Below are 23,069 nucleotides of genomic sequence, written 5' to 3'. Positions count from 1 at the left end.
TCTATTATTTTTTAACATGTTTAATTACTTTAACCGTATCGGTTATCACACTATCCGTTGTTTGTGCCAGGCTATCACGTTTTAACTTTTCTGCCTCTGCAATGCTGTCCCTTCTTAAGCGTAGGGTGTCCAGGCTGCATTGAAGGCCGTTATTGGTCATCACAAACCTTGCAAAGTTATTATCTTGAGTTTTATTTTCAGATGCACAACCATAAATTGATACATAGCTTCCCATATAATTATCCAGGTCTTTATCAATCACTAATTTATAATTAAGTGGGATACGAAGTATCAACTGAATTTCTTCTGCATGCCAGGCCTGGTCATTTAACCGGTGCAGCCTGCTATCAAAAGTCAGTATAGAATCCTTTTGTAAAAATCCATAAGTGGTGTTACGGGCATTATTCAATGCTTCTTCATAATCGCGCCCTTTTGCCTTAAATCTTTTAATAAGTACCGGTTGCGCTACATCGCTTTTTTCAACATATAAATGCATGCTGCGTGGTTCGTTGTTGTTTTCATCATCATTATCAATTACAATAAGGCCATGAAAGCGTGATGATATATTTAAACGGGCGCTGTCTTCTTTAGTGAAAAATTTAACGTTGTTTAATTTGAGATGATAAGTATTGTTTGCAACAGGTTTAAGCTGTATATTTTGATCAATGCTTGCAGAAGACCGGAAGTTGGCTGTTACTTTAACGGTAAAGTAAACGAATACACTTAGCGCGCAAATCCAGATAATTAAAAGCGTTGAACCGGTTGAACGGCTGATACTTTTAGTATTAAACACAGCACGCATTAGCAATAAGATTAATGCGATGATTGGAGTTATTGCAGTAACAAAAGCCGAAAAGTATAGCCAGTTGGTGTATTTGTAATTGATCACACTGAAAGGGAACATCAGATGCAGATCATTTCCGAAACCTACTACAGATATCAGCAGTACAATTAAGCTAATAGCCATACCGAATAAGGAAAGTAAAAACGCCAGGCCGATCAGCTTAATAAGCAGTTGACCGAGTTTCCCTATAGTGGATCCTGTGAATGAAAAGAATTCGCCTATAAAATCCCTGAACTTGTAGATGAAAGGTTTGGCTTCATGATGCGCATCTGCAATACGTTCGCGAACGTTACTCATTTCAGCTTCAAAGTTTTTCTTAAAACCTTCCAGGTTTAGTTTCTCACCTTTCATGGCCATGCGGTCGGCACGTGTTATCGCTTTGGGTATAACCAGCCATAATATGATGTATACGATAAGGCCTGTGCCGGCAAACAATGTGCTTAGTGCAAACGCCAGGCGAATCCAAACAGACTGGATATCAAAGTAATTGGCTATACCTGCACATACACCACCAATAAGATGATCGTCCGCATCTCGGAATAGCCTGCGATGTTCTGTACGGGTATAAGTGTAATTAACAGCGCCTGCATCTTCGGCTGCCATGTCGAAATCTTCAACAGCTCCCATTTGGCCAATTACATAATTTACATCCTGGTCTATAATTGCCTGGCGGTTTTCGCGGGCAAGTATTTCAGAAAATAACTCGGCTACACGGTTTTCAATATCGGTAGTAATCTCAAGGCTATCAGCCGAGTCAAAGAAATGACGCTTTACTGCGGTCATGTATTGTTTTAGTATTTCATATGCGCTTTCTTCAATATGAAATACAGTTCCATTTATGTTGATGATGATTGTTTTATTCATGACTTTGTATTGTGAGATCAGTTTTTAGATTTTCCTTCTATAGATGTTTGCACGGCAAAAGAAAGTTCCTGCCAGGTTTTATCGAGCTGTTTCAAAACATGTTTTCCTTCTTCAGAAAGCATATAGTATTTACGTGGCGGACCCGAGGTGGATTCGACCCAACTATAGTTTAATAATCCGTTATTTTTTAAACGGGTAAGCAGCGGGTAAAGGGTTCCTTCAACTACAAGCAGCTGTGCCTTACGCAATTCAGCTATAATGTCTGAGGCATATGTTTCCCCCCGCGCTATAATGCAAAGAATACAATACTCCAGTATTCCTTTCCGCATTTGGGTTTGAGTGTTTTCAATTATCATATTGCAAAGATATATGTTTTAGAATGTATTATGCAATACATAGTACCATATTGTTTCACTCATTCACCTACTTAGCGGTAATATTTTAAAGATTGTTAATTAAACATTACTAATAATTTAACTTTCTACACTAATTTTAACTCATTAACTATTTATTGATAATTTTTATTAACGAAATGAAAAAACTTTTACTTTACTTTTTGTGCTTCCTGATGTTTTCTGTAACGCAGGTGTATGCACAGTCCCGTACGGTAACTGGTACGGTTACAGGACGTGACGACAAGCAGCCCATCCCCGGGGCAAGTGTAAGGGTGAAAGGCACTCAGGTTGGAACTGTTACAGATGTTAACGGCCGTTATTCTATCAACGTGCCGGCTGGCTCAAATACTTTAGTAGTTACTTTCCTGGGATATGCCTCAAGCGAAGTGCCTGCTGTAGGTAAAACAGTTGACGTGATTATGGCGCCAAGCTCACGCGAATTAACTGAAGTTGTTGTAACGGGCTACGGGACACAAACCAAGGCAGCTGCTACTGGCCCGGTTGCAAGCGTAGGCTCAAAAGACCTGGAAGATAAACCTTATTCTTCTATGGATCAGGCTTTACAAGGCCGCGTAGCCGGTTTACAATCAGTAGGCGGTTCTGGTCAGCCGGGTGCTCTGCAACAAATCCGTATCCGTGGTATTGGTTCAATTACTGCTGGTTCAGATCCTTTGTACGTAGTAGATGGTGTGCCGGTTAATTCAGGCGACTTATCATCGAACACTACTTCTTCAAGCGCTATTGCTGCAATTAACCCAAATGACATTGAGAGCATCCAGGTATTAAAAGATGCGTCTCAGGCTGCTATTTATGGTTCAAGGGGTGCTAACGGTGTTATTGTAATTACAACCAAAAGCGGACGTGCAGGTAAAACAAAAGTACGTTTAGATGCTGAATATGGTTATGTAAAACCAAGTACCTTACCAAAGGCCGGACGTCCTTTAACTACAGATCAATGGCGTAATTTAACTGCTGAAGGTCTTGTTAATTCAGGTGACGAACCGGATTTAGCCACTGCATTAAAAGACCTGGATGATACTTTCGGATCGGGTAGTGGTGTAAATACTAACTGGATAGATGAAGTTACCCGAACAGGGCATCAGCAACAATATAACTTATCGCTTGAAGGCGGTGACGCTAAGACCCAGTTTCACATTGGTGCTGGTTACTTTAACCAACAGGGTGCTGTAATAGCTTCAAGTTTTGACAGATACTCTACCAACTTCAACATTAAGCATAAAGTGAATGACAGGCTATCATTTGCAACCTCATTTACTATTGGTGAAAACGGTCAAAACACTCCAAGCAATGGTGGTGCATTTTCAAACCCGGTAGGATCTGCTTATTTCCTTGTGCCTTACATCAGCCCTTATAATGCAGATGGAAGCTTTAATCTTGACCCTAACCAATTTGCATCAAACTATAATCCATTAGCTATTGCTGCAACTGATAAATCAACACTGCATCAGGTAAAAGGTATCGGATCATTATCGGGTGAGTATAAAATTTTACCAAATTTTAAATTTACTTCAAGAGTAGGTGTTGACTTAAACGCATTAGAAGAAAACACTTACTGGAATCCTAATTTCGGTGACGGTGCAAGTTATGGTGGTTTATCAACACGTAACTACAGCCGTTATTTTAACTGGGTTGCAACCAACTTATTAGATTATCACTTAGATGTAAATCATGATAATACCTGGGTTGCTAACATTAAAGCTGGTTACGAAGCGCAAAAGTCTCAATACTATTATGAGTTCGTAACTACGACAGGCTTGCCTAATAACTACAGCATTAATGTTCCATCTGCTGGCGCTACTCCTCTGACTGCAAGTGGCGATAATTCAGATTATACATTTGCCTCTATACTTTCTATGGCAGATATTACTTTCAAAGGTAAATATGCTTTAACAGGTAGTTTCCGTCGTGATGGTTCATCAAGATTTGGTATCAACAATGCTTACGGTAACTTCGGTTCAGTAGGTGCTGCATGGAATATGCACGAAGAAGAGTTTATCAAAAAACTTGACTGGATCACTTTATTAAAAATCAGAGGTTCATACGGTTCATTAGGTAATGCTAACGTAGGAAACTATGCATGGCGCCCACTTTATAGCTATGGACAAGGTACTGATCCACAAGGTAACGCTTATAACTATAATTACTTAGGTAACATTGGTAGTGGTTTTACCTCATTAGGAAACGAAAACTTAACCTGGGAAACCAATAAAACCGTTGACCTTGGTTTTGATTTGTCGATTTTCAAAGACCGACTTTCTTTAACTTTCGACTGGTACAACAGGCAGTCTGATAACTTATTGTTAAACCAGCCAATATCATTGACTTCAGGTAAGTCAAGCTTTATTAACAATGTTGGCTCGATGAGAAACAGAGGTTATGAAATTTCATTATCTGGTACACCTTTAATTCTTGGTGATTTCAGATGGAATGCAAGCTTCTCGCTTTCACATAATAAAAACACAGTACTTTCTCTTATCAACCACCAGCAACAGGTTAGTGGTGCATTTGTTAGAAAAGAAGGTTTAGATATTCAAACTTACTATCTGCGCCAATGGGCTGGTGTTGACCCCGCAAATGGTAACCCATTGTGGTATACAGATGCCAGTATGACTAAAACTACTTCGGTTTATAGCCAGGCACAATTGGTTGCTAATCCAAAATATTCAGCATCTCCTAAGTACTTCGGTAGCTTTACATCTGATTTCACTTACAAAGGATTTAGTCTGAGTGGTTTATTATACTATAACTTTGGTAACTACATCCGCGATTCTTGGGCTCGCTATACTCAAGGCGACGGTTATGACCCGCTTGATAACCACGTAGCTGCTCAGTTAGACAGATGGCAAAAACCAGGCGACATTACTAATGTGCCTAAATATGTGTTCAATAACTCTAATAACTCAAGTGCTTCATCTACCCGTTTCTTATATAAAGGTGATTACATCCGTTTGAGAGAATTAACCCTTGCTTACAATGTGCCTGCACAAGCTGTACAAAAGCTTGGAATTTCAAGCCTGCGCGTTTATTTAAGAGGTACCAACCTTGCTACTTGGGTAAGGGATAAAAACCTTCCTTATGATCCGGAAACTTACGTTAACAGTACTACTAACTTTGACGTATATAATCCAAAAACATATACGCTGGGTGTAAACGTAGGGTTTTAATAAATAGGAGATTTCAAAATGAAAACGATAAATAAATTTACTTTAATAACTGGTCTGGTTGCAGCAGCTACATTAGGCTCATGTAAAAAGGACTTTTTAGACCAGAAACCATATACATCTGTTCCTACTGATGAGGCAATCACAACGGCAAGCGGGATGGCGGCTGCACTAAATGGCGCATACTCCAGCTTAAATGCGGTTGATGTTTATGGCCGTACTTTGCCGTTAATAGGAGACTTGCTGGGAGATAATACTTTTGTATCTGTTGCTAACGCTGGCCGTTATACTTCATACAACAGTTATTCTGTAACGGTATCTGATGCCAACGTTTTAGGTTTATGGTCATCAACTTATACAGATATTTTATATGCTAATAACATTATAAATGCAACTGTTGCAAACTCTGATCAAATGCGTGGAGAAGCTTATGCTATTCGTGCTCTTGATTATTTTAATCTTGTACGTGCATTTGCAAAACCTTACAGTGATGATCCAAGCTCACCGGGTGTGCCTTTAGTTACTAAGTATGATAAAACTGCTTTACCTGCAAGGGCCAAAGTAAGCGAAGTTTATACACAAATTATGTCTGATCTTGATCAGGCATATAAACTAATGTCAACCTACAGAGGTTCTGCATATTTTTCAAAATATGCTGCACGTGCTTTAGCTGCTAAAGTTGCATTAAACATGGGTGATTATGAAAATGCTTACACTTACGCTAAAGATGTAATCTCAAACAGCGGATTTTCATTAGTATCACAAGCTAACCTGATCAATTATTTTGGCGTGCCTGATCCTCAAGGAGCAGGTTCGCAAACAGAAACATTGTTTGAGGTAGGTGCTGATAAAACAAACAATAACAGTACTGACGAGCTTTACAATATGTATATGCAAACCAGCCCAACAGGCGGTACTTCATACGGTGATATCCTGGCTTCTGTAAACCTTTATAACTTATATTCAAATACAGATGTAAGAAAAGGTTTAATTATCAAAGGTGCAAGGGCAAGAACCGGTGGCGAGAATCCTGCATACATCGTAAACAAAATTCTGGCAACTACGGCTGGTGCATACACCTCTAAAAAGGTAATTCGTTTAGCTGAAGTTTACCTTATCGCAGCTGAAGCAGGTGCAAGAACCGGAAAAGGAGATGCTTTGACATTATTAAATACCTTAATGTCTCAACGTGATTCGGGAACTGTTTATGCTTCTACTGGTACTCAGCTGATCTCTGATATAGTTACTGAGCGTCGCAAAGAGCTGGCATTTGAAGGAGATAGGTTCTTTGACCTTAATCGTTTAAAATTACCAATATTAAGAAGTAATGAATATCCTTCATCTGCAAGGACTATCAATTATGGTGATCCAAGGCGTGTTTTACCAATACCACAAAACGAGTTAAATGTTAACCCTAACATTACTCAAAATCCACTATAATTATTTTCAATAATTTATAAGAAAACCCTTGAAAAAGGGTTTTCTTATTTAGAGGCAAATCTTAAACCTGAAATTATGATAAAGAAAATTTGTATTTCAGCTACAACTGTATTTATACTGCTGATGGCTTTTTCTGTGGCAAAAGCACAAACCATGTTTGCGGCAGATGTAAATGGTAGCCCTATAAAAGTTACAAAGTATACTAATATAAATGGTTCACCTTATTTATCAGACAGCTGGCAAAAGGGAACTGTTTTATTGGCTAATGGTCAAACATTTAATCTTGACATAAAGTATGACATGATTGCTGATAATTTGCTATTCAAAAACAAGAATGGTGATTCTTTAAATTTTGTGCAGCCGGTTAAAGAGTTTAAGATTAAAAGTGCAGATAATGATGATTCACAATCAAAGTTGTTTAGAAATGGTTTTCCGTCAACAAATGTTAAAACTTCTGCATCGAGCTTTTACGAGGTTTTATATGATGGTGGTACCAAGCTTTTGAAAAGGGAGGCAAAATCATTATGGAAAGAGTCCACTACGTATGCAACGGCAACAGAAACTCAAAACATCACGCAAACTACAGATTATTACATTTTTAAAGATGGTAAAATGATCACTGTTAAACCTAACAAAAAAGCTTTTCTTAGTGCGCTAAGTAATAAAACAGCTGAGTTAGGAAAGTATGTAAAAGACAATAATATTGATTTTAAAAAAGACAGTGATTTAATAAAAGTTGTCTCTTATTACAATTCTTTATAATTTAGAGCTGTTAAATGCCTTTATTTTTGAAGGGGAATTAATATTCCCCTTTTTTATTTAAAAATTAGCATTTAACATTTTTGTAACCGATTTGTTACAGTTATTGAATAATAATTCATGATTTCTTCATAATTATTTGTCTGTTAATTTAATTGATGGTATTTTAGAGCCATTTAAATTAATTAACTGAACGCATGAAGAAAATTTTACTAAGCCTTTTATGGGTTTTGGGATTGTGGGGGTCTTATGCCTATGCACAAAACCGAACAATTACCGGGACAGTAATTGCTAAAGAAGACGGTTTGCCAATCCCCGGCGTAACCGTAGTAGTCAAAGGTACCGCCATCGGTACACAAACAAATGCTAATGGTAACTTTACACTTAGCAACGTACCTGCAAATGCGGTGATCACATTTAGTTCTATCGGCTATGGAACTATCGAAAGAACCGCTTCTGGTATTAAAGCAGGACAATCAATTGAATTAGCATCAAGCCAGAAACAGCTTGATGAGGTTGTGGTAACTGCAGCCGGTATTACCCGTTCGCAAGCATCATTAGGTGTTGCTGCTAATACCATTAAATCGTCTCAATTAAACGAGGCTAATCCAACTAACTTACTTAATGGCTTAACAGCTAAAGCGCCTGGTTTACAAATTGGCCGTTCATCTGGTGGTGTAAACACTGCGGTGCGTGTAACGCTTCGTGGTCAGCGTTCATTCTCTGGTGAGAACCAGCCATTGTTCGTTGTTGATGGTATTCCTGTAAGTAATGCCAGTAATCAACCATCAGGTACAAGCGGTAACCTTGTTGATGTTGGTAACCGTATAGGTGATATCAACCCGGAAGATATTGAAGCAGTTACTGTACTTAATGGCCCTAACGCCGCGGCTTTATATGGGCAATATGGTGTGAATGGTGCGATTATTATCACCACTAAATCAGGAAAAAATCATAGCAAAAAGAATGAAGTAACAATTAGTTCTTCTTTTGGTATTGATAAGGTGCAAAAGTTACCTACACTGCAAAACGAGTATGGTTCTGGTTACGACGGTGAGTATGACCCGATTGAAAATACCAACTGGGGGCCAAGATTAGATGGCCATATGGTTCAATCTGGACCAACGATTAATCCAGGAACTCCTGGTGAGTTAAAAAGAATGATTCCTTACAGCGCTGTACCTAATAACGCTAAGGACTTTTTCAATACAGGTAAAACTTGGAATAATACTGTTGCTTTTAGTGGCGGTAATGACAAGTCAAGCTTTTATACTTCTTTTTCAGATGTTGAAGTAAGCGGTGTAATTCCGATGGATAAATTTCGTCGTAATACTGTTAAACTTTCTGGTTCATCACAGTTAAACAATAAGTTTAACATTTCAGGAAGTTTACAATACAACCGTAACATTACAAATACCTCATTTCAGGGTACTACCGGTGCAACAGGTGTTTATAATTCTATCTTAAACGTAAGCAGACAAATTGATCTATCTCAACTCAAAGACTGGAGAAACAATCCATTTGCAACTCCTGATGGTTTCTTTGATGCATACTATCCAAACCCTTATTATGCATTAGAAAATAACAGGTTTAACAGTAAGCTGGACCACGTGTTAGGTAACATGCAAATTGGTTTTGATCCTTTCAAATGGTTAAATATTACTTACCGTTTAGGTACTGATATTACTACCGACAACCGTAAGCAAACATTTGAACGTACCACTTATGGCTTAACTTCAATTTCCCCATCAGCCCGCCCGGCAAATACTAACGGTAGTGTTATTGAAGGTAATGCATATGATAGAATTATCAACTCGGATTTATTAATTACGTTTAAAAAAGACCTGAACAAGGATTTTTCCACGACTTTCATTTTGTTAAACAATATTTACCAAAGAAATACTCGTGATATGTCAACTCAGGCTAATGCGATAGCTATACCTGGGTTCTTTAATCTTTCCAACGCTGTTGGTCAGTTAGCAGGTTCTGAAAGTACTACTGTTAGGAGAACATATTCTTTTGCAGGAGATTTGACGTTAGATTTTAGAAAGTATCTGTTTTTAAATGCTACTTTACGTAACGACAATGCATCTACTTTGCCAAAAGTGAATAGTTCATATTGGTACCCATCTGCCAGCTTAAGCTACATATTTACGCAATCAATTCCTTCTCTAAAAAATAGCGATGTATTTTCTTATGGTAAACTAAGAGGTTCATTTGCGCGTGTAGGAAGAAATGCCGATCCATATAATTTATTACCAACATTCAGCCCAGGTAGTGGTTATCCATATGGCTCTGCAGCCTCTTTCAGTTTATCAAATCGGTTCCCTAATCCTGGTTTGAAACCTGAATTTACATCTTCATTTGAAGTGGGTACTGAATTATCTTTCTTCCGCGATAAGTTAGGATTAGACTTTACATGGTACAAAACAAATAGTACTAATCAAATTGTTAACGTGTCAACAGCTTCTTCAACCGGTTATACCAGTGCAACTATAAATGCTGGTGAACTTATAAATAAAGGCGTTGAGGTTGCTTTACGTGCCAATCCATTCAGTAACAGAAATGGTGTAAGCTGGAATTTTACTTTCAGTTATACACATAATAATAGTAAAGTAAATTCTATTTATAGAGATCTTCAAATATTACCTTTGGGCACAGGCGACCCTGTTCCGGTAGCTTATGTTGGTCAACAATTTCCTGTTTTATATGGTACAGGTTTCTTAAAGGACCCTCAGGGCCGTGTGGTAGTAGGTGCTAATGGTAATCCAATTGCTGATCCAAACAACCAAATATTAGGACAGGTAAATCCTAAGCATATTTTAGGCTTTACTAATACCATTTCTTACAAGGGCCTTTCTTTAACCACTGTTTTAGATTACCGTACAGGAAACGTAATTTATTCAAACACTTTAAGTGGTTTAATATTTACAGGTTCAAGCCCGGTTACCACGCAGTATAACCGCGAACCATTTGTATATCCAAATTCTGTAATCAGAAACGCAGACGGATCATATACGCCAAATACTGCATTAAAAACATCAGACGGTGGATTTGATTTCTGGTATAGCGTTTACAACCAACGTGCTGCAAATAACATCGTTGATGCCGCCTTCTTAAAATTAAGAACGATTGAGCTTGCTTACCAGCTTCCTAAAAAATGGTTAGACAGCACCCCGATTGGCCGTGTTACTGTAGCGTTAACCGGTTCAAACATTCTGTTATGGACACCAAAATCTAACAATGTAGTTGACCCAGAAGTTAGCGGTTTTGGTACAAGTAACTCACAAGGACGTGAGCTTACAAGCGTACCATCAACAAGGTACTTTGGTCTTAACCTAAGAGCAACATTTTAATAATGTTTAATTGAAAAGTGATGAATAAGAAAAATATTTTTAGAGGTTTAACGGTTGCATTATTTGCACTGGTTACCTCGAGCTGTGAAAAAGACTTTTTAGATATAAATACAAGCCCAAATAGTCCATCTACCAGTACACCTGAATTGGTATTGCCAAGTGCAACAAACTTTTTAGGATCTAATGTTAATGGCCGTTTCAATGTGCTGGGTAATCTTTTAACAGGTAACTGGGGACAAGCACCAGATTATTTGTTTTATATTCCGCAGGAAACATATAACATTACGCCATCAACGTATGATGCCGGTTGGACAGATATCTACGCAAACTCATTGAAAAATTTGCAATATGTAATTGATAATGCAAATGGCAAAAAGAATCTTGTTGCAATTGCCAAAATTGTTCAAGCGTATGATTACCAGGTTTTAGTTGATCTTTGGGGTGATGTGCCATTTACTGATGCATTGAAAAATACCCAGGTAATTAATCCTAAATATGATTCAGCGGCAAGCGTATATGATAATATTGTTAAATTGATTGACGATGGTATTGCTAACATTGATGTAAGCACCACTGCCGCGAAACCTGGCGATGCTGATATTGTGTTCAAAAACTCTAACCTAACTACAGAGATGAACAACTGGCGTAAATTTGCCAACACACTTAAATTGCGTGTAATGATACGCCAAAGCCGTGTGGCAAGCCGCCAGGCACAGGTAAGCGCTATTGCCGCTTCTTTAGCAAATGCAACTTTCTTGGGTGCAGGTGAAAATGCAGGTTCAAATCCTGGATATGCAAACCAATCAGGCCAGTTTAGCCCTATCTATACTTCTATTGGTTTTTCATTAACAGGTGCTGCTACATCAAACTATACCGCAACCCGTGCTAATAATTTTGCATTAACTTATTTGCAAAATACTAACGATACCCGTTATACCTTATTATATAGGCCAGTTCCGGGTACAACTAATACCTATAAAGGTGTAGTTGCAGGTAGTACTGCTACAACTGGTAACAGATCTACAGATCTGTCACCAGTTGGTGCTGCAATCGTTAAATCTTCAGCTGATGGTGGTTATGCTACTCCAGCTTACCTGATCACAGCTTCTGAAAGCTTCTTCTTGCAGGCAGAAGCCCAGGTAAGAGGTTTATTACCAGGCGGTGCAGCAGCTGCAGCAACTAACTATACTAACGGTATCCTTGAATCTTATAAGCTATTAGGTTCAACAACAACAGCGGCTACAACTTACATTGCTGCTAACCCAACTAACCGTTTAGTAAACTTTGCATTAGCTACTACTACAGAGCAGCAAGTTGAAGCAATTGTAACTCAAAAATGGATTGCTTTGAATGGTATCAATGGTTTGGAAGCATGGACCGAGTTCAGAAGAACTGGATATCCTAAAGCAAACCCGCTTACCAAAAATCAGCAAAGCGGTGGTAAATTCCCTGTAAGATTACCTTATCCACAAAACGAAGTAAATGCTAACGGATCAAATATTCCGCAAATTGCAAACATTTACGATACCCGTATTTTCTGGGATGTTGATTAAATTTATTTAATCAACATCAGATTTAATAAAAACGGCTTCTTCCCTATAGGAAGAGGCCGTTTTGCTTTACAATCAGCCTATTGATTGAAAAGTCTTAAAAAATCCTGACTTAATTGTAGGTAACTAAATTTTTAAGTTTCTACATTATCAAAGCATTGTTTAAATAATAATCAATAAAAGCGTGTTATTTTTTTGTTAATTCTAAAAATTAATTATTTTAGAGAACTTAATTAAACAAACTAATAACGCATGAAAAAAATTCTACTCAATTTTTTGTGGGTTTTGATTTTGTTAGGCACTCAAGCCTATGCACAAATCCGCACAGTTACCGGTACCGTTACCGGTAAAGATGATGGCTTACCATTACCGGGTGTAAGCGTCGTAGTTAAAGGCACCAAAACAGGGGTGCAAACAAGCGCAGATGGTACTTACTCAATTAAAGTTGAACGCGGACAAGCCCTTACGTTTAGCTTTATTGGCTTTGTGCCACAAACAGTTGTTCCGGCAAACAACCGCCTGGATGTTGTGCTATCTGGCCGTAGCAGCGACCTTAACGAGGTTGTGGTAATTGGTTATGGTACACAGGTAAAGCGCGACAATAACGGTAGCATCAGCTCTGTAAAAGGCGCAGATCTTGCCCAGCAGCCGGTTCAAAACTTTCAGCAGTCTTTAGGCGGCCGCGCAGCAAGTGTGCAGGTTACTGTTCCTGGCGCAACGCTAAACTCAAACCCGGTGATCCGTATTCGTGGTATCAACTCAGTAGCCCTAAGTTCACAGCCATTATACGTAATAGATGGTGTGCCTGCTTTTGATGGTACACAAAATGGTGGAACTGCAGCTGGCGGTAGCCCGCTTGGTAACATCAATCCTGAAGATATCGAAAGTGTCGACATTGCAAAAGATGCATCTGCAGGTGCAATTTATGGTAGCCGTGCTGCCAACGGTGTAATCTTTATCACTACCAAAAAAGGTAAAAAGGGTAAAGCAGTTGTGACTTTAGATAGCTGGATAGGCCAGAACAAGGCTTATAACCTACCTAAGATGCTGAATGCCCAACAGTATACCGACATTAAAAATGAAGCTCTGGTTAATGCCGGTTTATATAATGCGAACACTACTTACTTTGCTGTTCAAACAGGCCCGGATGGACAGCCTGTTAATACAAACTGGTTCGATTATATTTATAAAACCGGTACCTCTTATAACAATACGGTGAGTGTTTCCGGAGCAACAGAACAAACTAATTATTATTTATCTGCAAACTGGACCAAGCAAAACGGCATACTTGTTAAAAACTCTTTTGAGAAAAAAGGAATTTTAGCAAATGTTGACCATAAAGCTGGTAAGTACATTACTATAGGTGGTAAAATCGCTTATACCAACCAATTGAATAATGCAGCTACAGGCTCAGGTTCTCAAGATGATGCGTTCAGTATTACAGGTTTAGGCCGTATTGGTTTGGTATCTCCGCCAAACGTTTCTGGTTATAATAATGATGGAAGCTATAATTTAAACAGCAACACTTTGGGTATCGGCGCCAATAAAGGTGTTTCTTTTTCTTATTATAACATTCTTCCTATTATTGATATGAACCGTTCTAACAACGAGCTAAACCAGGTTAACTCTAATATCTATTTCCAGGTTAAGCCTTTGTCATGGTTAACGCTTAAAACTACTTACGGTATCGATTACTTATTCAGAAATATTGATATATTCCAAAACGCACTTCAAGGTGATGGGGTGTCAAGCTCAGGCTCGGCAACAGATACCTATTCCAACCAAAAAAGATGGGTATGGGATAATACTTTGCAAATTGATAAAGCATTCGGCAAACACACTTTTAATGCTGTGTTTGGTAACGAGCAGGACCGCAGGACAATCAGAGGCTTTGGTATCAACCGTACCGGTATATCAGATCAGGGCTTTAACGTAATACAAGCGGGCTATTCGGCAAATGCTGCTTCTGGTAATCAATATAGTGATTATTACCTGGTGTCTTTCTTTGGCCGATTAAATTATGACTTTGATAAAAAATACTACATCAGTGGTACCGTACGTCGTGATGATTACTCTGTATTTGGCCCTAGTAATAAAAAAGGGTATTTCCCGGGAGCTTCTGTTGGTTATGAAATTACACGCGAAAAATTCTGGACTCAAATAGGTGCAGATAAAATTTTCAGCAGTTTTAAACTACGCGGTAGCTACGGTAAAGTTGGTAACGCACAAGGCTTTGGGGCATATGATTCTTATGGCTTGTATTCTAATGGTTTATATAATGGAGGAGCAACCCTGCAATTCAATCAAACCGGTAATGCTAATCTTAAATGGGAAACCATCTTTAAAACAGATATCGGCTTTAATTTCGGTATCCTGAATGATAAGATCACAGGTGAGGTTGCTTATTATAAAAATAAAATCAAAGACCTTATATTCAGTGTGCCAACCATTCCATCTGCTGGTTTACCAACTAACCCATCGGTAAATATTGGTAGCATGTATAACAAAGGTTTGGAAATTACCTTAAATGCACGTGGAATCAATACCAAAGATTTTACATGGTCTCCATCATTTAATATCAGTTTCAACCAAAACAAACTTACTTCTATTGTACCGGGTATAAATAAATTAACTAACTCTACTTCGGGTAACGAGGTAACTAATATCAACGAAGTAGGCCATTCATTAGGTAGTTTATATATTGTGCGTACAGCGGGCGTTGATCCTGCAACCGGCCGCAGAATTTTCTTAAATGCAGCGGGTCAAAAAGTATACTATTATCCATCTGGTGCTATTCCAACCGGCCACTTCCAATGGGAATATGCGGACGGTACACGTGCTTCTGCTATTACGCAAGCAGCAGATGCTGTTAACTATGCAAATACAGCACCTAAGGTGTTAGGTGGTTTCAGCAACTACTTCCGCTATAAAGGATTTGACCTGAATGTGTTGTTTACCTATCAGTTAGGTTATTCAATTTATTACGGAACCAGAGCTGGTTTACATGACCAACGCTTCTGGAACAACTCAACCGATATCTTAACTGGTCGTTGGACTACACCAGGACAAACCGGTGCCGACTTTGCTAAAGTTGTATATGGTGACAACGTATCAAACGGCTCATCATTACCATTAGATATTAACGTATTTAGCGGAAACTTTGTAAAATTAAAAAGCATTAACCTGGGTTATGCTTTACCAAAAGACTTAATTAGCCGTATCGGCCTTTCAAATCTGCGTGTATATCTAAGCGCATATAACCTGTTCACTATTACTAAATACCCTGGTCCGGATCCAGAGATTTCATCAAACAGCGGAAACGGTACTGCTGCAGTAGGTGTATCAAACAGTACGCAAGGTGTGGACAGAAACCAGCCTGGTTTGCAAAGAACATTTACAGCAGGTTTCAATGTTAAATTTTAATTAGGTATTTAAAGATGAAAAAGAAATTATTAATAATCATATTAGGCGCGGTAGTAGCTACCAACTACTCTTGCCAAAAAAGTTTACTAAACCCTACCAGCCAAACGCAGGTAGCTGATCAGGGTGGGCAGCCCTTTTCAACCGCAGCCCGTATTCAAAGTCAGGTATTGGCCTTGTATGCAAATACCCGCAACGGTCAATATCTGGGCGGCAGGTTCCAGGTTTACAATGATGTGAAAGCCGATAACTGGATCAATGACTCTGGTAACCAGATCACCGCATCAAATACATGGGCGGCTAACGTTAATACCACAAGCACAGAAGTATTAAACCTATGGTCTCAAGCTTATTATACCATCAACTTATGTAATTTATTTATTGATGGTATGGCCAGCACAGGTACTGCAGTTGTTGGTGCTGCCACAGGCGCTAATTATGTTGGTGAAGCCAAATTTTTACGTGCTGTTGCTTATTACAGTTTGCTGCAATTATATGCCCGCCCATATGCTGATGGTAATGGTGCAAAACCGGGCTTGCCTTTGCGTTTAGTAGGGTTGTCATCTTATTCAGACCAATCTTTAGCAAAAAGCAGTGTTGCTGATGTTTATGCACAGATCATAAAAGATCTTAATGATGCTGAAACTTCATTGCCGTTATCTTACTCAACTGCAATAAATAATACTACAAGGGCGCACCGCAATACGGCTATCGCTTTTAAAACACGCGTATACCTTACTATGGGGCAATATGATAAAGTTATTACCGAAGCCAATAAAATAGTAAGTACAACTGCACCATTTACCGCAACTACTGGTGTTGCCAATGCATTGCAGGCTAACATACTTAACGTATTTAGAACACCTTATACCACTACCGAGTCTATATTCTCTGTTCCGTTTGTTTTATCAACAGAGCAAGTGGGTACTCAGAATGCTTTAGGTTATTATTATTACGCAAATGGTAGTACTGCTGGTAATGCAGAGTTTCACTTAAATCCTGCTGGTGTCATTGCTGATCCAAACTGGAAAGCTACAGATGCCCGCAGAACTAACTTTGTGGTAGCATCAGGGCTTCCTGCAAATGCTGGTAAATATTATTTAGCTAAGTGGAATAACATTGGCAACTATCTTGATTATGCCCCTGTTATGCGTTATGCTGAAGTATTGTTGAACCTAGCTGAAGCAAGAGCAAGACTTAATGGCGTAGATGCACAGGCAATTGCATTGCTTAATGCTGTTCGTCAGCGTTCAGATGCTACCACAACATTTACTGCAGGTGGTTTTGCCAATGGCACTGCTTTGGTAAACACCATACTACAAGAGCGTAATATTGAGTTTCTGGGCGAAGGTCTCCGCAATATCGACTACATGAGAACTTTAGGAACTATCCCGGCTAAATCAAATATTCAGGCTATTGCTCCAAGCAATCCTCAGTATATCTGGCCGATATCAAATGATGAGTTGTTATACAATACCCTTATAGGTGGTTCTAACAATTAATAACTAAAAAACTAACCTGAAAGCGCCGGGCATTATGCCAGGCGCTTTTTTTATTGCAGCTTTATTTTTTGTCAACGCTATAAGAGCCTGGGCCGATAAATATTAAACCGGCAAAAGCTATTGCATCTTCAATGGCATGTGATGCGCCCATAATACCATCACCCAGCCCGAAGTGCATAAAAGCCGCTACAATAAGGTTAATGAGCATCAATATACACACAGGCCTGAAAGCTAACCCGATGATCAGTAAAAAGCCGCCGAATACCTCTACAACTGCGGCAAGCAAGCCCCATGCTAACGGCCAGAAATGAATGCCTACATATTTGGTAGCGCTGCCAACCTCTTCCCAGGTTTTGGTGCCTCCCGCCAGTTTCGGAAAGCCATGATAAATGAACATGATGCCAAGCCCTACCCGGATGATTAATAAGCCAAGGTTCCTGTATTTGCCCAGATTTGCTAAGTATGTCATAAAGTATATTAATGGTTAGGTGAAAAATTCAAGAGATGCGTTATCAGGCCGGACAATAAGTTTTGCTGTTCTGCCCATGATCAATGCATTATTATTGCTTACATGCCCTGCCGGGAAATCAAAGCAGACAGGATAGTCATACCCACTGGTTACATTTAATATGACTTCAGCAACTGTAAAGCCGAAAGGAATATCGTTATCCTTCAAATCGGTAAACCCACCTGCAATCAATCCGGCCAATCCTTTCAGCTTTCCGGCACGTTTTAAATGGTATAACATCCTGTCAATAGAGTACAGATATTCACCAACATCTTCTATAAATAAAATCTTCCCACGATAATCCACGTCCGAAACCGATCCGGATAGCGCCATCAGCAGCGTGAGGTTGCCACCGATAACTTCTGCTGTTGATTCGCCTGGATTATTTTGGGCAGTTGTTTCAAAAATGTAACTCAAGGGCTCGCCAAACAGGGCTTTCTTCAGCGACTGTAATGATTGTGCGGAAGCATCAGGAATATTGATCGGCATTTGCCCGTGTATACTTTCTATATGGAAATTTGAAAACAGGTGCGAATGGAGCACGGTAATATCACTGAACCCAATGAGCCACTTGGGGTTAGTTGTTAACCGGCTGAAATCAATACTGTCAATTATACGGATAGTGCCATAGCCGCCCCGCGCCGCAAATATGGCCTTTACCTCATCGTTGTCAACAAAATGCTGTAGATCTTGTGCGCGTAAGGTATCGTCCCCGGCGAACTGGTGGTACGAAGCCGAAGTAGTTTCACCTAATACGACCCGCAAGCCCCATGATTGCAGCAGGGCTACAGCATCATTCATTGGCTGAGGCAGCTTTTTAGCGGGACAGGTAATGGCAACCAGGTCGCCTTTTTTAAGATAGGGGGGCGTTATGCTCATATTTATCAATTATCTTTGCCAAAATATAACAAAGCACTTATAAACTTTGGAAAATCAAAAATATAAAAGATATACCATCACCGCGGCTTTGCCTTACGCAAACGGGCCTAAACATATTGGCCACCTTGCCGGCGCCTATATCCCGGCTGATTTGTATGTACGTTACCTGCGTTTGAAAAAACGTGACGTTGTGTTTGTTTGCGGTTCTGACGAGCATGGCACGGCCATTGCCAACCAGGCCATGAAAGAAGGGACTACGCCGCGCGAAATAATTGATAAATACCACGCGTTGATCAAAGACTGCTTTGAGAAGTTGAACATCTCGTTCGATATTTATCATCGCACCAGCGAGCCTTTACACCATGAAACTGCACAACAGTTTTTCCGTGAGCTGAACGAAAAAGGTATTTTTGAAGAAAAAGTTTCTGAACAATATTTTGATGTACAGGCAAATGCCTTCCTGGCTGACCGTTACATTATTGGTACCTGCCCTAACTGCGGTAATACACATGCCTATGGCGATCAGTGCGAGCGCTGTGGTACTTCGTTAAGCCCTGAAGAACTGATTGACCCGCGGTCTGCGTTAAGCGGTGATAAGCCGGTGCTGAAACCAACCAAGCATTGGTACTTACCGTTAAACAAGTACGAGGACTGGTTGAAGGAGTGGATATTAAAAGGCCATGCCGGCGACTGGAAAACCAACGTTTACGGACAGTGCAAAAGCTGGATCGATGGTGGCCTGCATCCGCGTGCTGTAACCCGTGATCTGGACTGGGGTATAAAAGTACCAGTTGAAGGTGCAGATGGCAAGGTGCTTTATGTTTGGTTTGATGCACCTATAGGTTATATATCTGCTACACGCCAGTGGGCTATTGATAATAATCAGGACTGGGAGCCTTACTGGAAAGGTAAGGATACCAAGCTGGTACACTTTATCGGGAAAGATAATATTGTGTTTCATTGTATTGTGTTCCCGGTGATGCTGCATACACAAGGCGAATTTATTGTGCCCGAGAATGTGCCTGCTAATGAGTTTATGAATCTGGAAGGCGATAAAATGTCGACCAGCAGGGGATGGAGCATTGAGATGCACGAGTACTTAGCTGATTTCCCAAATAAGGTGGATGAGCTTCGTTATTACCTTACCGCCATTGCCCCGGAAACCAGCGACAGCGAATTTACCTGGAAAGACTACCAGGCACGTGTAAATAACGAGCTTGTAGCTATACTGGGTAACTTTGTTAACCGCGTTATGGTGCTGATGCATAAATTTTTCGATGGCAAGATAACCGGTGATATTAAACTGACTGATGCTAATTTAAGCAATGATATAAGTCAGTTGTATAATGAATTGGAAGCAAGCTTCGAAGGCTATAAGTTCCGTCAGGCACAGCAAATTGTAATGGAAATGGCGCGTTTAGGCAATCGTTACCTTACAGAAAAGGAGCCCTGGAAAGCTATTAAGACAGACCCTGAAAGTGCGCGGGAAACATTGCATAATTGCTTAGTGCTGATCGGCCATCTGGCCACGTGCCTTCAGCCTTTCTTACCAGGCACTGCTGCTAAAATGTTTAACATGATTAACTGGAAAGCCGAAGTGGTGACTTTTGATGAAGAAATAAGCTTTGCAGATGGTCACCAGCTTAACGCACCAGCTCTGTTATTTGAAAAGATAGAAGACGAAGTAATCCAAAAGCAGATAGATAAACTGAATGCCAAGCGTGATGCCGTAAATGCAGCAAACGGCGGTGCGGTTAAAGAGGACGAAGTACCAGCCGTAACCCCGGCTAAGGAGAATATTAATTACGATCAGTTTGCCGCTATGGATATCAGGGTAGGTACTATAGTTACCGCCGAAAAAGTAGCCAAGACTAAAAAGCTGTTAAAGTTAACCATCGATACAGGTATTGATACGCGTACCGTAGTATCGGGTATTGCAGAGCATTTTGAACCTGATGCTATTATTGGCAGGCAGGTGAGCATACTGGTAAACCTTGAACCAAGGGAGCTGAAAGGCATCCTTTCGCAGGGAATGATCCTGATGGCAGAAAATGCAGAAGGTAAACTGGAGTTTGTTTCTCCTGGAAGCCAGATGGCGCCAGGCTCAGTAATCAGATAATTTATAAAAGTGCAGGTAACTGGAAACAATATCTGCACTTTTACATTTTGCATATTCGTATATCTGCACTTTAAATAATAAATTTGCAGCCAATTGCCCCTGTAGTTCAACGGATAGAATAGAAGTTTCCTAAACTTTAGATATGAGTTCGATTCTCGTCGGGGGTACTAAAAACGCAGTTCTTGCACATAAGGGCTGCGTTTTTTGCATTAAGGGGCGACAATAGGTAAAATCTGAGTGAGGCTGAATGAGTAAAGCTTGAGACGATTTGAGCAAGAATGAACTTTTGAACCTCAGATACGGGAATTATCAGAAGGAGCATTGACGCATCGTCATCAAACTTTTATGTTTTATTCTGAATCTTTTTGAAAGAATTTATTGATTTGAATGATAAAATATGTTGAGAGTGAAACCGTCCATCTCTCATTTGGGGAAAGAGTCGGGTGAAGCTTAAAAGTTGCGCTCCGGTTGGCTTTTCAACTTTAAAATTGAAATAAACATATTGCCTTATAAAAGTATTTGTTCAGGGTATCAAATAGAAAATGAACTTACGCCTAAGTCTAAAAATTCCAGATCGAATGATGTTCATCAGATGAATAACCAATTTGAGATTTGATGGAACATTTTATACAATAAAAAAATGTTTTTCGAATTCAGAGTTAAGAGGAGGAAAGGGGGATGGGGGGAATGGAGGTGTTTGTCTGGATGCGGCCGCAGGCTGCCTCTGAGTAAAGCTACTATTCTCTCTCTGAGAGAGAAATATTACTAAAAATACATTTTCTGATCTGATGATGTGTAAAGGTTGTATCCAAAACTAAGAATCATCTAATGGTTGATGAATTGTCTTGATCTTGATTTGACTGAAATCAATTATCTTGGACTTAACAGGCTAAAGAAATAACTCTTAAACGTAGTTGACAGATAAAACTGTCGAGCAAAAAATCACTCGGTTTTAATGAAGTATTTTGTTGATAGTGCAACGGTCTATACCAACACACCTTTATCCAAATAAAACTAAATTCGCAATAAAAAACTGCTTACTAATACAATTCAGATCGAGGCTTTTAAGCTGTCAAATAAATTCAGGCAAACTGAATGTTGATGAAGCCATTTGAATCATCATCAAAGAAAACCTTAAACTAAATCATATAAAACATGGAAATCATCGCAAAATATTAATCAGACAGTGAGTATCACCGAACAACCGAACACCTAAAAAGGCAACTCAATCGTATCTTCAAAGCCTGTACAAGATACCTTTCACTCCAATAAATCATTAAGCAAAAAAATAAATTTTAATGTATGTGAGGTAAAGTGTATCAAAGTTTTACCTCTTTGTCTCCCGTGAGGGAGAGAAAGAAAAAGAAAGTGTATACCTTCAGTCTTAATGATAGAATTTCTGCATAATAGTCTACAGAGAAGAAAAGATCATAATGTCAAATCGACCGCAAGTCTACATACTTAAGATTAAGATATAAGAACAAATAGCATTGGTGCTGCCGCAACGAATTCAAATGGTTTATTTTCGACTTTAGATTGGTCGCTCGAATAAATCTATTTTAATGTTGAAATATCTTGAGAGCGCAACGATCTGTCCTCGGCTTGGATAGAAGGTTCAGGGAGTTGTTCTTTTTAACGATAGCAGCTAAAATTGGCTTTAAAGGCTTCGTATATTTCTGCCATAATTGAAGCAACGTGTTGACCTGTATAAACCTCCCTGCAATAAGCTGTAGTAAAGCAGGAGCAGGTATGGCAGGTTCCATAATTAAGGATACTTAAAGAAGTGGACAATGTTGTTTGGTTCATTAATAGGGTGATTTACAATTTTTGTTATGAGAAAAATATAATCTGATCCAAAAACTTTGGATTTAATTATTCTTCCAGTGACTGATCCATAGTAGTATTGTGTGGTTTTCCCGCCAAAATTGGCTGATATCATTTTCTTGGCTAAGGGTTTCATAACAGCCCCATAAATTTTGTCTAAGCTGCCGAAACCCCAAGTATCACCGTCAACATCATCAGATGTATTGATTAGCACTTCATAGTAACCATTCAGTTCGTGAAGCCTTGGCCAAAAGGCGACATTTTTAAAAGTAACGGTTTTTCCTAAATAATCTTCGGGAAATTGATTGACTTTTTTGGGAGTTTGCGCACTCGAAGATGCTGCAATAAAAAAAACGATAAAATAAATGAGAGACTTTTTCATTAGAAGGTTCTTATGTACCTCCAGTTGTAAAAGGTTTGTTAAAAC

The 23,069-nt window shown here is 39.3% G+C and carries 13 protein-coding genes and 1 tRNA gene; 9 read left to right on the top strand and 5 right to left on the bottom strand.

The window, feature by feature from the left end:
• Positions 1–4 precede the first annotated feature (4 nt).
• Both PQ461_RS20290 and PQ461_RS20285 read right to left on the bottom strand, forming a co-directional pair.
• Positions 5–1,708: a PspC domain-containing protein gene (locus PQ461_RS20290; protein WP_274207391.1), complete on the bottom strand. Its 1,704-nt coding sequence runs from the start codon at positions 1,706–1,708 to the stop codon at positions 5–7.
• A 17-nt stretch (positions 1,709–1,725) separates the two neighbouring features.
• Positions 1,726–2,064, bottom strand: a complete 339-nt coding sequence (locus PQ461_RS20285; protein ID WP_274207390.1) for a PadR family transcriptional regulator — start codon at positions 2,062–2,064, stop codon at positions 1,726–1,728.
• A gap of 176 nt (positions 2,065–2,240) precedes the next feature.
• On the opposite strand from PQ461_RS20285, the gene PQ461_RS20280 reads away from it, so the two are divergent.
• The 7 genes from PQ461_RS20280 to PQ461_RS20250 all read left to right on the top strand — a co-directional run bounded on the left by PQ461_RS20280 (position 2,241) and on the right by PQ461_RS20250 (position 17,312).
• Positions 2,241–5,288, top strand: a complete 3,048-nt coding sequence (locus tag PQ461_RS20280; RefSeq protein ID WP_274207389.1) for a SusC/RagA family TonB-linked outer membrane protein — start codon at positions 2,241–2,243, stop codon at positions 5,286–5,288.
• An 18-nt stretch (positions 5,289–5,306) separates the two neighbouring features.
• Positions 5,307–6,725 carry a RagB/SusD family nutrient uptake outer membrane protein gene (locus tag PQ461_RS20275; RefSeq protein ID WP_274207388.1) on the top strand — a complete coding sequence of 473 codons (1,419 nt, stop codon included), beginning with the start codon at positions 5,307–5,309 and terminating at the stop codon, positions 6,723–6,725.
• Positions 6,726–6,860: 135 nt separating this feature from the next.
• On the top strand, positions 6,861–7,487 hold the full coding sequence (locus PQ461_RS20270; RefSeq protein ID WP_274207387.1) for a hypothetical protein: 627 nt from the start codon (positions 6,861–6,863) through the stop codon (positions 7,485–7,487).
• A gap of 194 nt (positions 7,488–7,681) precedes the next feature.
• Positions 7,682–10,840 carry a SusC/RagA family TonB-linked outer membrane protein gene (locus PQ461_RS20265; RefSeq protein ID WP_274207386.1) on the top strand — a complete coding sequence of 1,053 codons (3,159 nt, stop codon included), beginning with the start codon at positions 7,682–7,684 and terminating at the stop codon, positions 10,838–10,840.
• A gap of 20 nt (positions 10,841–10,860) precedes the next feature.
• Positions 10,861–12,393, top strand: coding sequence for a SusD/RagB family nutrient-binding outer membrane lipoprotein (locus PQ461_RS20260; protein ID WP_274207385.1), 1,533 nt, complete (start codon positions 10,861–10,863; stop codon positions 12,391–12,393).
• 249 nt (positions 12,394–12,642) lie between these two features.
• The gene (locus PQ461_RS20255) at positions 12,643–15,813 is read left to right on the top strand and encodes a SusC/RagA family TonB-linked outer membrane protein (protein WP_274207384.1); all 3,171 of its coding nucleotides are present in this window, start codon (positions 12,643–12,645) and stop codon (positions 15,811–15,813) included.
• Positions 15,814–15,827: 14 nt separating this feature from the next.
• Positions 15,828–17,312: a RagB/SusD family nutrient uptake outer membrane protein gene (locus PQ461_RS20250; RefSeq protein ID WP_274207383.1), complete on the top strand. Its 1,485-nt coding sequence runs from the start codon at positions 15,828–15,830 to the stop codon at positions 17,310–17,312.
• 61 nt (positions 17,313–17,373) lie between these two features.
• Here the strand turns inward: PQ461_RS20250 and PQ461_RS20245 are convergent, their stop codons facing one another.
• Together PQ461_RS20245 and PQ461_RS20240 are read right to left on the bottom strand one after the other, a co-directional pair.
• Complete coding sequence (locus tag PQ461_RS20245; RefSeq protein WP_274207382.1) at positions 17,374–17,781, bottom strand: DoxX family protein; 408 nt, start codon at positions 17,779–17,781, stop codon at positions 17,374–17,376.
• A 15-nt stretch (positions 17,782–17,796) separates the two neighbouring features.
• Complete coding sequence (locus PQ461_RS20240; protein ID WP_274207381.1) at positions 17,797–18,699, bottom strand: S66 peptidase family protein; 903 nt, start codon at positions 18,697–18,699, stop codon at positions 17,797–17,799.
• Between the two features lie 46 nt (positions 18,700–18,745).
• On the opposite strand from PQ461_RS20240, the gene metG reads away from it, so the two are divergent.
• Positions 18,746–20,818, top strand: coding sequence for a methionine--tRNA ligase (gene metG / locus PQ461_RS20235; protein WP_274207380.1), 2,073 nt, complete (start codon positions 18,746–18,748; stop codon positions 20,816–20,818).
• A gap of 95 nt (positions 20,819–20,913) precedes the next feature.
• Positions 20,914–20,985 (top strand) — tRNA-Arg (locus PQ461_RS20230).
• Between the two features lie 1,598 nt (positions 20,986–22,583).
• Here PQ461_RS20230 and PQ461_RS20225 read toward each other — a convergent pair.
• A complete protein-coding gene (locus PQ461_RS20225) occupies positions 22,584–23,024 on the bottom strand; it encodes a hypothetical protein (RefSeq protein ID WP_274207379.1) in 441 nt (146 codons plus the stop codon).
• Between the last annotated feature and the right edge of the window lie 45 nt (positions 23,025–23,069).

Source organism: Mucilaginibacter sp. KACC 22063 (assembly GCF_028736115.1).
GTDB lineage: Bacteria > Bacteroidota > Bacteroidia > Sphingobacteriales > Sphingobacteriaceae > Mucilaginibacter.
This window is presented reverse-complemented; position numbering and strand designations above follow the sequence as displayed.

Coding starts and splice junctions, on each gene's coding strand:
- PQ461_RS20290 (WP_274207391.1), bottom strand. CDS start 1,708: ATGAATAAAACAATCATCATCAACATAAATGGAACTGTATTTCATATT.
- PQ461_RS20285 (WP_274207390.1), bottom strand. CDS start 2,064: ATGATAATTGAAAACACTCAAACCCAAATGCGGAAAGGAATACTGGAG.
- PQ461_RS20280 (WP_274207389.1), top strand. CDS start 2,241: ATGAAAAAACTTTTACTTTACTTTTTGTGCTTCCTGATGTTTTCTGTA.
- PQ461_RS20275 (WP_274207388.1), top strand. CDS start 5,307: ATGAAAACGATAAATAAATTTACTTTAATAACTGGTCTGGTTGCAGCA.
- PQ461_RS20265 (WP_274207386.1), top strand. CDS start 7,682: ATGAAGAAAATTTTACTAAGCCTTTTATGGGTTTTGGGATTGTGGGGG.
- PQ461_RS20260 (WP_274207385.1), top strand. CDS start 10,861: ATGAATAAGAAAAATATTTTTAGAGGTTTAACGGTTGCATTATTTGCA.
- PQ461_RS20255 (WP_274207384.1), top strand. CDS start 12,643: ATGAAAAAAATTCTACTCAATTTTTTGTGGGTTTTGATTTTGTTAGGC.
- PQ461_RS20250 (WP_274207383.1), top strand. CDS start 15,828: ATGAAAAAGAAATTATTAATAATCATATTAGGCGCGGTAGTAGCTACC.
- PQ461_RS20245 (WP_274207382.1), bottom strand. CDS start 17,781: ATGACATACTTAGCAAATCTGGGCAAATACAGGAACCTTGGCTTATTA.
- PQ461_RS20240 (WP_274207381.1), bottom strand. CDS start 18,699: ATGAGCATAACGCCCCCCTATCTTAAAAAAGGCGACCTGGTTGCCATT.
- PQ461_RS20225 (WP_274207379.1), bottom strand. CDS start 23,024: ATGAAAAAGTCTCTCATTTATTTTATCGTTTTTTTTATTGCAGCATCT.